The sequence below is a fragment of the Streptomyces sp. NPDC002870 genome, assembly GCF_042888505.1.
Classification (GTDB): domain Bacteria; phylum Actinomycetota; class Actinomycetes; order Streptomycetales; family Streptomycetaceae; genus Streptomyces.
Genome location: NZ_JBIAPW010000029.1, coordinates 41,223 through 54,052, shown reverse-complemented (window position 1 = coordinate 54,052; position 12,830 = coordinate 41,223). Strand labels below are relative to the sequence as shown.

General features: G+C 70.6%; 10 protein-coding genes. 8 read left to right on the top strand and 2 right to left on the bottom strand.

Annotated elements, in window-relative coordinates; genetic code table 11:
• Positions 1 to 62 precede the first annotated feature (62 nt).
• The 3 genes from ACFYWY_RS28530 (at position 63) to ACFYWY_RS28520 (ending at position 4,353) form a co-directional block, all read left to right on the top strand.
• Positions 63 to 1,457 (top strand): class II fumarate hydratase, encoded by a 1,395-nt coding sequence (locus ACFYWY_RS28530; RefSeq protein ID WP_389191005.1) that lies wholly within the window; start codon positions 63 to 65, stop codon positions 1,455 to 1,457.
• A 58-nt stretch (positions 1,458 to 1,515) separates the two neighbouring features.
• A complete protein-coding gene (locus ACFYWY_RS28525) occupies positions 1,516 to 2,193 on the top strand; it encodes a DUF402 domain-containing protein (protein ID WP_389191002.1) in 678 nt (225 codons plus the stop codon).
• Positions 2,194 to 2,502: 309 nt separating this feature from the next.
• Positions 2,503 to 4,353 (top strand): SpoIIE family protein phosphatase, encoded by a 1,851-nt coding sequence (locus ACFYWY_RS28520; RefSeq protein ID WP_389190999.1) that lies wholly within the window; start codon positions 2,503 to 2,505, stop codon positions 4,351 to 4,353.
• Positions 4,354 to 4,377: 24 nt separating this feature from the next.
• Here ACFYWY_RS28520 and ACFYWY_RS28515 read toward each other — a convergent pair whose 3' ends face one another.
• On the bottom strand, positions 4,378 to 6,597 hold the full coding sequence (locus ACFYWY_RS28515) for a transglycosylase domain-containing protein (RefSeq protein WP_389190996.1): 2,220 nt from the start codon (positions 6,595 to 6,597) through the stop codon (positions 4,378 to 4,380).
• Between the two features lie 258 nt (positions 6,598 to 6,855).
• On the opposite strand from ACFYWY_RS28515, the gene ACFYWY_RS28510 reads away from it, so the two are divergent.
• From ACFYWY_RS28510 to ACFYWY_RS28490, 5 genes are all read left to right on the top strand, one after another.
• Complete coding sequence (locus ACFYWY_RS28510; RefSeq protein WP_389190993.1) at positions 6,856 to 7,788, top strand: SPFH domain-containing protein; 933 nt, start codon at positions 6,856 to 6,858, stop codon at positions 7,786 to 7,788.
• Positions 7,785 to 8,009, top strand: a complete 225-nt coding sequence (locus ACFYWY_RS28505; RefSeq protein WP_389190990.1) for a hypothetical protein — start codon at positions 7,785 to 7,787, stop codon at positions 8,007 to 8,009. Before ACFYWY_RS28510 ends, ACFYWY_RS28505 begins: the two co-directional genes overlap by 4 nt.
• 172 nt (positions 8,010 to 8,181) lie before the next feature.
• The gene (locus ACFYWY_RS28500) at positions 8,182 to 8,706 is read left to right on the top strand and encodes a PadR family transcriptional regulator (RefSeq protein WP_389190987.1); all 525 of its coding nucleotides are present in this window, start codon (positions 8,182 to 8,184) and stop codon (positions 8,704 to 8,706) included.
• The gene (locus ACFYWY_RS28495; protein ID WP_389190985.1) at positions 8,703 to 9,389 is read left to right on the top strand and encodes an ABC transporter ATP-binding protein; all 687 of its coding nucleotides are present in this window, start codon (positions 8,703 to 8,705) and stop codon (positions 9,387 to 9,389) included. The genes ACFYWY_RS28500 and ACFYWY_RS28495 overlap by 4 nt, the downstream gene beginning before the upstream one ends.
• Positions 9,386 to 11,785 carry an FtsX-like permease family protein gene (locus ACFYWY_RS28490; RefSeq protein ID WP_389190983.1) on the top strand — a complete coding sequence of 800 codons (2,400 nt, stop codon included), beginning with the start codon at positions 9,386 to 9,388 and terminating at the stop codon, positions 11,783 to 11,785. The genes ACFYWY_RS28495 and ACFYWY_RS28490 overlap by 4 nt, the downstream gene beginning before the upstream one ends.
• 11 nt (positions 11,786 to 11,796) lie before the next feature.
• Here ACFYWY_RS28490 and ACFYWY_RS28485 read toward each other — a convergent pair whose 3' ends face one another.
• On the bottom strand, positions 11,797 to 12,741 hold the full coding sequence (locus tag ACFYWY_RS28485) for a LysR substrate-binding domain-containing protein (RefSeq protein ID WP_389190981.1): 945 nt from the start codon (positions 12,739 to 12,741) through the stop codon (positions 11,797 to 11,799).
• Positions 12,742 to 12,830: the final 89 nt, after the last annotated feature.

Below are 12,830 nucleotides of genomic sequence, written 5' to 3'. Positions count from 1 at the left end.
AGCGCACTTGGGAATAGACAGAACAAGACAAGTGCTCACCTTTTCTGGGAGGTACGAGGACGATGACCGACGCGAGCGAGTACCGGATCGAGCACGACTCCATGGGCGAGGTGCGGGTGCCCGCACACGCCAAGTGGCGGGCCCAGACGCAGCGGGCCGTGGAGAACTTCCCCGTCTCCGGGCAGCGTCTGGAGCGGTCCCACATCGAGGCCCTGGCCCGGATCAAGGCGGCCGCCGCCCAGGTCAACGCCGAACTGGGCGTGCTCGACAAGGACATCGCGGGCGCGATCGCCGACGCCGCCGCGGAGGTCGCGGAGGGCCGCTGGGACGAGCACTTCCCGGTGGACGTTTTCCAGACGGGCTCCGGCACCTCGTCGAACATGAACACCAACGAGGTCATCGCGACGCTGGCGACCGAGCGCCTCGGCCGCGAGGTGCACCCCAACGACCATGTGAACGCCTCTCAGTCGTCCAACGACGTCTTCCCCTCCTCCATCCACATCGCGGCGACGGCGGCCGTGACGGGCGAACTGATCCCGGCTCTGGAGCATCTGGCGGCCTCGCTGGAGCGCAAATCGGCCGAGTTCGCGGACGTCGTCAAGTCAGGTCGTACGCATCTGATGGACGCGACTCCCGTCACGCTGGGCCAGGAGTTCGGCGGCTACGCCGCGCAGATCCGGTACGGCGTGGAGCGGCTGACGGCCTCGCTGCCCCGGCTCGCCGAACTCCCCCTGGGGGGTACGGCGGTGGGCACCGGCATCAACACCCCGCCCGGCTTCTCGGCCGCGGTCATCGCCGAGGTCGCACGCACGACCGGGCTGCCGCTGACCGAGGCCCGCGACCACTTCGAGGCGCAGGGCGCGCGGGACGGTCTGGTGGAGACGAGCGGTCAGCTCCGCACCATCGCCGTCTCGCTCACCAAGATCTCCAACGACCTGCGCTGGATGGCGTCGGGCCCGCGCACCGGCCTCGCGGAGATCAACCTCCCCGACCTCCAGCCCGGCTCCTCGATCATGCCCGGCAAGGTCAACCCGGTGATCCCGGAGGCCGTGCTGATGGTCGCGGCCCAGGTGACCGGCAACGACGCGACGGTCGCGACCGCGGGCGCCGCCGGGAACTTCGAGCTGAACGTCATGCTTCCGGTCATCGCGAAGAACCTACTGGAGTCGGTCAGGCTCCTGGCCAACGTCTCGCGTCTGCTGGCGGACCGTACCGTCGACGGCATCACGGCGAACGCCGAGCGCGCCCGGGAGTACGCCGAGTCCTCGCCGTCCGTGGTCACGCCGCTGAACAAGTACATCGGCTATGAGGAGGCGGCCAAGGTCGCCAAGAAGTCCATGGCCGAACGGAAGACGATCCGCGAGGTCGTCCTCGATTCCGGCTATGTGGAGCGTGGCGCGCTGACACTGGAGCAGCTCGACGAGGCGCTCGACGTGCTGCGTATGACCCGTCCGTGACACGACGCCCGTGATCTGCGTCGCAGCAGGGCCCAGGCCGTACTCCTAAGATCTGCTCATGACAGGCACAGAACGCATCGCACGCTGGACGCGCGGGGACCACATCCTCTGGCGCTATCGCGGCCATGCCCCGGACCTGTCGGGCGGCGCCGTCCACATCTGCCGCCCCGTGACCGTCGTACAGGACACAGAAGAGCTGCTCGCGGTGTGGATGGCGCCGGGCACCGAGTGCGTGAGGCCGGTGCTCGCGGACGGCACGCCGGTCCACCAGGAGCCGCTGGCGACCCGCTACACGGCCCCGCGCACCACCGCCCTCTCCCGCTGGTTCGGCACGGGCGTCCTCAAGCTGGCACGGCCGGGCGAGCCTTGGTCGGTCTGGCTGTTCTGGGAGCGCGGCTGGCGGTTCAAGAACTGGTACGTGAACCTCGAAGAGCCGCACACCCGCTGGGCGCGCGGCGTGGACTCCGAGGACCACTTCCTGGACATCGCGGTCCGGCCCGACCGCAGCTGGAACTGGCTGGACGAGGACGAGTTCGACCAGGCCCAGCGGGTCGGTCTGATGGACGCGGAGAAGGCCCGCCGGGTGCGTGAGGCGGGCGAGGCGGCAGTCGAGGCGATCCTGGCCTGGGGCGCCCCGTTCTGCGACGGCTGGGAGCGCTGGCGGCCGGATCCCGCGTGGCGGGTTCCCGAGCTGCCTGCCGACTGGGGACGGACGGACGCGGAGCTGGCCTCTTGAGCGCCCCGCGCGGGCGGTGAGCGAAGTGACTGATTCCGGCCCGGGAACCCGCTCCGGCGCATACGACCTCGTGAGACTCTTGATGCGCCCCCTGGGGGCAAACGTAGGATCGTCGTCCGGAAGGCTGCGCCGTTTCAGCAACCATTGAGCGCAGCGCACGACCTGACCGTAAGTCATCTCGAAGTCACCACTAGGGGGTGGAGCTGTGCCGGATGCCTGCCACCCTGTCGACGCCGCCCGCAGAGCGGGTATACCGCCTCACGAGGCGATTGCATCGCACAACCGGCCCGGACGGACGGAATCCCACGCGTGACGGAGCAGCCCACCTCCCACGAAGGCCGGCAGCCCCTGGCTGCCCGGCCGCAGGAACGCACCCGGCCGCGGGCGGAGGCGACCGGGCCCTCGGCCGTGCCCGCGCCGCACGGGCCCGCACAGGAGCTGGCGGGGACCGCACGGCGGGAAGGGGACCGGCTGCGGTTCGTGGGCGCCGCGACGCGGCGGATCGCGCGCGGGATAGATCTGGACGAGATCGTGCTGGGGCTGTGCCGGGCCACCGTGCCGACCTTCTCCGACGCGATCCTCGTCTATCTGCGTGACCCGCTGCCGGTGGGCGACGAGCGGCCGGTGTCGCCGTTCGTGCTGCGGCTGCGCCGCACCGACCGGCTGCGTTTAGCCGGTGAGGACGCCGAACTCGGCGCCAACGTCCCGATCCCGGTCATCGACCCGCACAACGACCTCACGCCGGCCGCCGAGCTGTGCGAGGTGCGTTCCGGCGGTGCGCTCTCCGAGGTGCTGCGCGGCGTGCGGCCCGTCTTCGGCGACTCCGCGGCGGCCCGGGCCGCGCTGCCCGAGCTGCTCGGTGACGGCCGGACCGTGCCGGGCGGCCATCGCGCGATACTGGCCCCGCTCCGCGGCAGGCGGCGGGTGATCGGCGCCGCGGTGTTCCTGCGCCGGCCCGACCGGCCCGCGTTCGAGCCCAACGACCTGCTGGTGGCGGCCCAACTGGCGACGCACACGGCGCTCGGCATCGACAAGGCCGTGCTGTACGGCCGCGAGGCGTACATCGCCGACGAGCTGCAGCGCACCATGCTGCCGGACTCGCTGCCCCAGCCGACCGGCGTACGGCTCGCCAGCCGGTACCTCCCGGCCGCCGAGACCGCACGTGTCGGCGGCGACTGGTACGACGCGATCCCGCTGCCGGGCAGCCGGGTGGCGCTCGTCGTCGGCGACGTCATGGGGCACTCCATGACGTCCGCCGCGATCATGGGCCAGCTGCGGACGACCGCGCAGACCCTCGCCGGTCTCGACCTGCCGCCGCAGGAAGTCCTGCACCATCTGGACGAGCAGGCGCAGCGGCTCGGCACCGACCGGATGGCGACCTGCTTGTACGCGGTGTACGACCCCGTCGCGCACCGGATCACCATCGCGAATGCGGGCCACCCGCCGCCCATCCTGCTCCACCTGGGCGGCCGGGCCGAGGTGCTGCGCGTGCCGCCCGGCGCGCCCATCGGGGTCGGCGGCGTGGACTTCGAGGCCGTCGAGCTGGACGCCCCGGCCGGCGCCACCTTGCTGCTGTACACCGACGGCCTGGTCGAGTCCCGGCTGCGGGACGTGTGGACCGGCATCGAGCAGCTGCGGGAGCGCCTGGCCGCCACCGCCCAGCTGACCGGTCCCGACCACTCGCCGCCGCTGGAGGCGCTCTGCGACGACGTGCTGGACATGCTCGGACCGGGCGACCGGGACGACGACATCGCGCTGCTCGCGGCCCGCTTCGACGGGATCGCGCCGAGTGACGTCGCGTACTGGTTCCTGGACCCGGAGGACGCGGCCCCCGGCCGGGCCCGCAGACTGGCCCGCCGGGCGCTCACCCGCTGGGGACTGGAGGAGCTGAGCGACTCGGTGGAGCTGCTGGTCAGCGAGGTCGTGACCAATGCCGTGCGGTATGCCGAGCGTCCGGTGACCCTGCGGCTGCTGCGCACGGACGTACTGCGCTGCGAGGTCGGCGACGACTCTCCGCAGCTGCCGAGACAGCGGCGGGCCCGGGACACGGACGAGGGCGGACGCGGTCTGTTCCTGGTGAACCGGCTGGCCAGGCGGTGGGGCGCGACCCGGCTCTCGACCGGCAAGGTGGTCTGGTTCGAGCTGCCCACCCGCACATAACCCAATCCGGACCCACGGCTTGCGCTACGGCTTGAGGACGCCCTGGTCACCGTCCGGCCCGCCCGGATCACCGTCGGTCGGATCGGTCGGCGGCGTGAACGTCGGCTCACCCGTCGGCGTCCTGGTCGGGGTAGCCGTCGGAACGTCCGTCGGCCTCCCGGTGGGCGACTTCGTCGGCGTCTGCGTCGGAGTCTTCGTCGGCTTCGGGGTCGGCGTGGGCGTTGGTGTCTGAGTCGGGGTGTCCGACGGCGACGGATCCGGGTCCGCGGTCGCGGTCTCGTCGACCTCGAGATCGAACTCGGCGTCCGAGCCGCCGCCCAGCGCGCCCGTCGTGTACTGCTTCCAGATCTTGGCCGGTACACCACCGCCGTTGGCGCGGCCCTCATTGACGGTGTCGGTCAGCGTGACCTGGCCGCCCTTGGGGTCCTCGCCGAACAGGGCGACGGCGGTGACGAGTTCGGGGGTGTAGCCCACGAACCAGGCCGAGCGGTTGTTCTCCGAGGTACCGGTCTTGCCCGCCGCCTCGTACTCGCCGGCCGCGTTCTGGCCCGAGCCGCTCCGCACGACGCCCGTCAAGGCCGCGGTGGTGGTGTCCGCCGCCTCGCGGCTGATGACCTGGTCGCCGATCGGGTCCGCCGGGCCGGCCTCGCGGACCTGGTGCTCGGCGGACTTCACGATCGTGGGCGTGACCTTCTTGCCGTGGTTGTCGAGAGTCGCGTACACCGCGGCCATGTCCCAGGTGGAGGCGCCCATCGTGCCGAGCGACATCGCGGGCCTCTCCGGCCAGCCCTGTCCGTCCTTCATACCGAGGTCGAGTGCGGTCTTCTTCGCCTCGTCCGGGCCGACGTCCACGATCATCTGCGCGTAGACGGAGTTGATCGAGCTGTTCGTGGCCTTCTGGACGGTGACAGGTCCGTAGTCCCGGTCGTCCTCGTTCTCCGGCGCGAAGGGGGTGTCGCTGCCCTCGACGGGCCGCTTGCTGGTGCCGTCGTAGGTGGTCTTGAGGCCGATCGGTTCGCCGTCCTGGGTCTTGGACCCGTTCTCCAGGGCGGAGGCGAGGACGACGGGCTTGAAGGTCGAGGCGGGCTGGTAGTCGCGGCGGGTGGCGTTGGACAGCCAGTGCTCGGTGGCGCCGATGCCGCCGTAGAGCGCGACGACATGGCCGGTCTTCGGGTTGACGGAGGTCGCCCCCGCCTGAACGGTCGCGTCGGCCTTGTCGCTCTTGCGCTCGAGCTTCTCCTCGAGCTGCTTGTCGACCGCCTTGACCAGCTGCTTCTGCCGCTTCTCGTCGATGTTGAGGGTGATCGTCCAGCCGCCGGCCTCGATCTCGTCCTCGCTGATGCCCTGGCGCTGCAGCTCGGCGTTGGCCGCGTGGACCAGGTAGCCGGTCTGGCCGCCCATGCCGGGGGCCGCCTTCGGGGCCTTGGGGACGGGGAACTTCAGGCCGCTGCGCTTGCCGGAGTCGAGCCAGTTCTCCTCGACCATGTTGTCGAGTACGTAGTTCCAGCGCTGCGTGACCAGCTTCTTGCCGGTGTCGGAGGCGACCGCCCAGTCGTACTGACTGGGAGCCTGGAGGAGGGCGGCGAGGTAAGCGCCCTGATCGACCGTCAGTTCGGACGCGTCGACGCGGTAGTACGCCTGGGCCGCGGCCTGGATTCCGTACGCACCGCGCCCGTAGTAACTGGTGTTGATGTACCCGGCGAGAATCTCGCTCTTTTCCTTCTTCTGGTCCACCTTGAGCGAGATCACCAGCTCTTTGAGCTTGCGGGTGACCGTCTGGTCCTGGTCGAGGTAGTAGTTCTTGACGTACTGCTGCGTGATCGTCGAACCGCCCTGCTTGCCCTTGCCGGTAAGGGTGTTCATCAGGCCGCGGGCGGTGCCCTTGAAGTCGACTCCGGAGTCCTTGAAGAAGGTCTTGTTCTCCGCGGCGACGAAGGCGTACTGGACGTCCTTCGGGATCTTCTCGAGCCCGACCTTCTCGCGGTTGACCGTGCCCGTGCGGGCGAGGATCTTGCCGTCGCTGTACTTGTAGACGTTGCTCTGCATCTCGGCCCGGGCGTTGGCCGTGGGAACCGGCACGATGAGATAGATCACGAAGAACGCGCCCATCGCCAGCAGGCAGAAGCCGAAGAAGGTGCCCAGCAGCTTCCTCCAGGTGAAGAACCGCCGTATGCCCGTGGGCTTGGCTTTCTTCGCCCGGCGCGCCCCACTCTGCCGGGCCCGTCGCGCTTCCGCTCGGCCCATCGCTACGTTGCTCCGCTCTCGCTGCTCGGTCTGTTCGGCCTGCTCGGTCTGAGATCAGCTCAGAAAGCTAACACCGCTCTTGCAGACAAAGGGCCACTCATCCGGCCTTTTCCGGACGTGACAATGAGCACCCCGTCTCAAGGAACCGACTCACGAGAGGCGCACAGGGTTGCGACGGAAGTTAAAGTGATATCAGAATGATCCCAGCACCGGCGAAGGTCGCCGGCTGCTGCCGGACTGCGAAAACGGGGAGCGAACATGCCTGCCACCAGTGCGACGACCAAGGACGACCTGCCGGACATGCCCGCCCCACAGGTCCGCGAATTTCCGGCACACAGCATCGGCGGGGGCCTCGCGCTGCTGCTGGGCCTGCTCGGCCTCGCCGCGGGAGTGGTGCTCGTCGTCGCCGGGGCCGCGACCGGCTCCACCGGCGCGCAGGTCGCGCTCATAGTGATCGGCATCCTGGCCGCGATCGCGGCGTTCTTCGCGATGTGCGGGCTGAACATGGTCGCGCCGGGCGAGGCGCGAGTGGTCCAGCTCTTCGGCCGCTACCGGGGCACGATCCGTACGGACGGCCTGCGTTGGGTCAACCCGCTCACCTCGCGGGTCAAGATCTCGACGCGGGTGCGGAACCACGAGACCGCGGTGCTCAAGGTGAACGACGCGTACGGGAACCCGATCGAACTGGCGGCGGTCGTGGTGTGGAAGGTGGAGGACACCGCACAGGCGATGTTCGAGGTGGACGACTTCCTGGAGTTCGTCTCCACGCAGACGGAGGCGGCCGTACGGCACATCGCCATCGAGTACCCGTACGACGCGCACGAGGACGGTCTGTCGCTGCGCGGCAACGCCGAGGAGATCACCGAGAAGCTGGCGGTGGAGCTGCACGCGCGGGTCGAGGCGGCGGGCGTCCACATCATCGAGTCCCGCTTCACGCATCTCGCGTACGCGCCGGAGATCGCCTCCGCGATGCTGCAGCGCCAGCAGGCGGGCGCGGTGGTCGCGGCACGGCGGCAGATCGTGGACGGCGCGGTGGGAATGGTCGAGGCGGCGCTGGTCCGGATCCAGGAGCAGGACATCGTCGAGCTGGACGCGGAGCGGAAGGCGGCGATGGTGTCGAACCTGATGGTGGTGCTGTGCGGTGACCGCGCGGCGCAGCCGGTCCTCAACACAGGCACGCTCTACCAGTGACGCGCCCCGAGCGGAAGCAGGTTCTGCTGCGGCTGGACCCGGCGGTGTACGAGTCGCTGGCGCGCTGGGCGTCGGACGAGCTGCGCAGTGCGAACGCGCAGATCGAATTCATCCTCCGCCGCGCCCTGTCGGACGCGGGGCGCCTGCCGGGCGGCGTCGCCCCGATCCCGCGACGGGGCCGCCCTCCGGGGCAGCCGACGCGGGACGGGGACGCGGAGTAGGGCGACGCCCCCCGTAACTGGGGGCTTCGCCCCCAGACCCCCAGTCCTCAATCGCCGGACAGGCTTGACTCTCAAGCCCCGGTTACGGGAAGGGCGGGGTGGGGCAGCCCCGCACAGCGGAGCCCGCACCAGATATACACGCGGGGTATACACCATGTGTATAGTGCGACCCATGTCCATCGGTCACACCCTCCTCGGGCTCCTCGAATCCGGCCCACGCCACGGCTACGACCTGAAGCGCGCCTTCGACGAAAAGTTCGGCCACGACCGGCCCCTCCACTACGGACAGGTCTACTCGACCATGTCCCGCCTCCTCAAGAACGGCCTCGTCGAGGTCGACGGCATCGAGGCCGGCGGCGGGCCGGAACGCAAGCGGTACGCCATCACCGACGCCGGTATCACCGACGTGTCGCAGTGGCTCGCACAGCCCGAGAAGCCCGAGCCGTATCTTCAGTCGACCCTCTACACCAAGGTCGTCCTCGCGCTGCTCACCGGCCGCGGTGCCGCCGATCTGCTCGATGCGCAACGGGCCGAGCATCTGCGGCTCATGCGCATCCTCACCGACCGCAAGCGCCGCGGCGATCTCGCCGATCAGCTCATCTGCGACCACGCCCTCTTCCATCTCGAAGCGGATCTGCGCTGGCTGGAACTGACCGCCGCCCGCCTCGACCAGCTCGCCAAGGCGGTGCGCGGATGACCCCCGCAGGCTCTCTCCTCGTCGCGGGCGATCTGCACAAGGCGTACGGCCCGACCCCGGCACTCGACGGCGCATCGTTCTCCATCCACCCCGGCGAGGTCGTCGCCGTCATGGGGCCGTCCGGCTCCGGCAAGTCGACCCTCCTCCACTGCCTTGCCGGGATCGTCCGGCCCGACTCGGGATCCATCCGGTACGGCGGGCGCGAGCTCACCGAGCTGTCGGACGCCGAGCGCAGCACCCTGCGCCGTACCGAGTTCGGGTTCGTGTTCCAGTTCGGTCAGCTCGTACCGGAGTTGACCTGTACGGAGAACGTGGCGCTGCCGCTCCGGCTCACCGGCGTCAAGCGCAAGGCCGCCGAGCGCACCGCGCTGGAGTGGATGGAGCGGCTCGAGGTCGCCGACACCGGCCGCCAGCGGCCCGGCGAGGTCTCCGGCGGGCAGGGCCAACGGGTCGCCGTCGCCCGGGCGCTGGTCACCTCGCCGCGGGTGATCTTCGCGGACGAGCCGACCGGCGCACTGGACTCCCTCAACGGCGAGCGAGTGATGGAGCTGCTCACCGAGGCGGCCCGGTCCGCGAACGCCGCCGTCGTGCTCGTCACCCACGAGGCCCGCGTCGCCGCCTACTCCGACCGCGAGGTCGTCGTACGCGACGGAAAGTCCCGCGACCTGGAGCACGCCGTATGACGCTCCTCGAACAGCGGGACACAGCAGAGCCGCCCGCGCCCGCCCCGCCCCGCGGGCTCGCCGTCTGGCTGCGCGACCTCGGGCTCGGCCTGCGCTTCGGAGTGTCCGGCGGGCGCGAGGGCTGGGTTCGCACCGCGCTGACCGCCGTCGGCGTCGGTCTCGGCGTCGCCCTGCTCCTCACCGCCTCCTCCGTGCCGCAACTCCTCGACAACCGCGGGCAGCGCGGCTCCGACCGCATCCCGATGGGTCAGATGTCCAAGGAGCCGGTCAAGCGCTCCGACCGGACCCTGGTCTACGCGAAGGTCGGCACCGAGTACCGCGGCGACTCCATCAGCGGCGAGATCGTGCGCCCGGACGGCGCGCACCCGTCACTGCCGCCCGGCGTGACCCGCCTGCCCGGGCCCGGCGAGATGCTCGTCTCCCCCGCCCTGCGCGGGCTCCTCGACTCCCCCGAGGGCAGGCTCCTCAAGGGCCGCCTCGACTACCGCACGGTCGGCACCATCGGGGACCTCGGCCTCGTCGACCCGGGCGAGCTCCGCTACTACGCGGGCAGTTCGACCCTGACCACCGACAACGGCGGTACCAGGACCGCCGGTTACGACGGCTCCGCGGCCTCCGAGCCGATGGACCCCGTCCTCGTCGTCCTGGTCATCCTGGTCTGCGTCGTCCTGCTGGTGCCGGTCGCCATCTTCATCGCCACCGCCGTCCGCTTCGGCGGCGACCGCCGCGACCGCCGGCTCGCCGCGCTGCGGCTGGTCGGCGCCGACGCCCGGATGACCCGGCGCATAGCGGCCGGCGAGGCGCTGTTCGGCTCGGTACTCGGCCTGCTCGTCGGCATCGGCGTCTTCGCCGGCGCGCGCCTGTTCGCCGGGTCGGTACGGCTCTGGGGCCTGAGCGCCTTCCCCTCCGACGTCACCCCCGTGCCCGCGCTCGGCCTGCTGATCCTGCTCGCCGTGCCCGCGTCAGCGGTCGTGGTCACGCTCCTCGCGCTGCGCTCCGTCGCGATCGAGCCCCTCGGTGTCGTACGCAACACCGCACCCCGCCCCCGCCGCCTGTGGTGGCGGCTGCTGATGCCGGCGGCGGGACTCGCCGTTCTCCTTGCGACCGGCACCGTCGACGACAAGACCCAGTCGGTCAACCCGTGGCCGATCGCGGGCGGCGCGGTCCTGGTCCTCGTCGGCCTCACCGCGCTGCTGCCCTGGCTGGTCGAGTCAGTCGTGGCCCGGCTGCGCGGCGGCCCGGTGCCGTGGCAGCTGGCCTCCCGCCGACTCCAGTTGAGCAGCGGCTCGGCGACCCGCGCGGTCGGCGGCATCAGCGTCGCCGTGGCCGGGGCGATCGCCCTGCAGATGCTCTTCGCCGGCGTCCACGACGACTTCAACAAGACGACGGCCCAGGACCCGGCGCGGGCCCAGCTCAATGTCTCGGCGGAGTTCCCGAGCGGCGAGCTGGCCAACCGGATGATCAAGGAATTCCGCGACACCAAGGGCGTACGGAGTGTCACCGGCACGGTCGAGAGCTATGTGCACAGTCCCGAGCCGGTGGCCGAGGGCGATATTCCGCCCACCACCACGCTGACGGTCGGCGACTGCGCCACCCTGCGCGAGCTGGCCGAGATCCCGTCCTGCAAGGACGGCGACACCTTCGTCGTCCACACGAAGAGCGATCAGCCGCAGAACGACTGGATCGACAAGACCGCCCGCAAGGGCAAGCCCGTGGACATCAACTCGGACTCGCCGTACGACGATTCGAAGCCTGTGCTGTGGACCCTGCCCAAGGACTCCCGCACGGTCGTGTCCCGGCCCGACCCGGTCGGCGACGAGCACTACGGCATCTTCGCGACCCCCGGGGCGATCGACGCCGCCAGGCTCCCGTCGGCCGACACCCACGCAATGGTCCAGATCGACGAGAGCGTGCCGGAGGCCCGCGAGCACGTACGCAACACAGCGGCCCGCATCGAACCCACCATGAACGTCCGGACGATCCAGAGGACCGAGCGGGACCAGCAGTACGCGAGCGTGCAGACGGGTCTGCTGATCGGCGCGACCGCGACGCTGACGCTCATCGCCGCCTCCATGCTGATCTCCCAGATCGAGCAGCTACGGGAGCGCAGGCGCCTGCTGTCGGTGCTGGTCGCCTTCGGCACCCGCCGGACAACCCTCGCCTGGTCGGTCCTGTGGCAGACCGCCCTACCGGTCCTCCTCGGCACCGCCGTCGCCGTCGCGGGCGGCCTCGGCCTCGGCGCCGTGATGCTCGAACTGATCGCCAAGCGGGTGACCGACTGGTGGCTCTTCCTGCCGCTGGCCGGCGCGGGCGCGGCGGTGATCCTGGTCGTGACGCTGCTCAGCCTGCCGCCGCTGTGGCGGATGATGCGCCCGGAGGGCCTGCGTACGGAGTAGTACGGAAGGTCTCAGCCGAGGACTCGTACGGGCAGTGCGCGCATCGCGTCCCGCAGTGCCTGTGCGAACTCCTCGAACTCGCCCTGGCGTGCCGCACCCGCGCGCATCGCCAGGGCGATCCGGCGAGCGGGGGCCGGATCGGCGAAGTACCCGGTCTGCAGCCGCCCGCCCCGGCCGGTCTCCACCTCGACCGCGGTGCGCGGCAGCAGCGTCACGCCGAGCCCGCCCGCCACCAGCTGCACCAGGGTCGACAGACCGGCGGCGGTGGTGGTCACCGGGGCGCCTTCGGTACGGCCCGCCTCCCGGCAGATGTCCAGTGCCTGGTCACGCAGGCAGTGGCCCTCGTCGAGCAGCAGCAGACGCAGCTCGCGCAGCGCCTCGCGCGGGATGTCCTGGCGGCCGCCCAGCCAGTGGTCGTCGGGCGTGACCAGGACGAAGTCCTCGTCGAAGAGCGGCAGCTCGGTGACGCCCGGCACTCCGAGCGGCACGGCGAGCAGCAGCAGATCGAGCCGCCCGCCTGCCAGCCCGTCCAGCAGCGACGACGTCTGCTCCTCGTGGACCTGGAGGTCGAGGTCGGGGTAAGCGTCGTGCACCAGCCGCAGCACCGTCGGCAGCAGATAGGGCGCGACAGTGGGAATCACGCCGAGCCGCAGGACCCCGGTGAAGGGGGCCCGTACCGCGTCGGCCTCCTCCAGCAGCTCTCCGACCGCGTCCAGCACCGCCTTGGCCCGCAGCGCGAGCCGCTCTCCGGCCGGGGAGAGCAGCACCTTGCGGGTCGTACGCTCCAGGAGCTGGACACCGAGTGCCTCCTCCAGCGCCGATACGGCACCGGAGAGCGCCGGCTGACTCATCCCGATTGCTGTTGCCGCGTCCCGGAAGTGCAGATGCTCGGCGACGGCGGTGAAGGCGCGCAACTGGGCGAGGCTGGGCTGTTTACCCCTGTTTGCCTGTGACACTGATAGGTACCTCCGATCACGATGACCGAGTCTAGCTATTTCCGTGATCAATGCACTCTGTGCCAGTATCAAGATCCGTCCAACCCCTG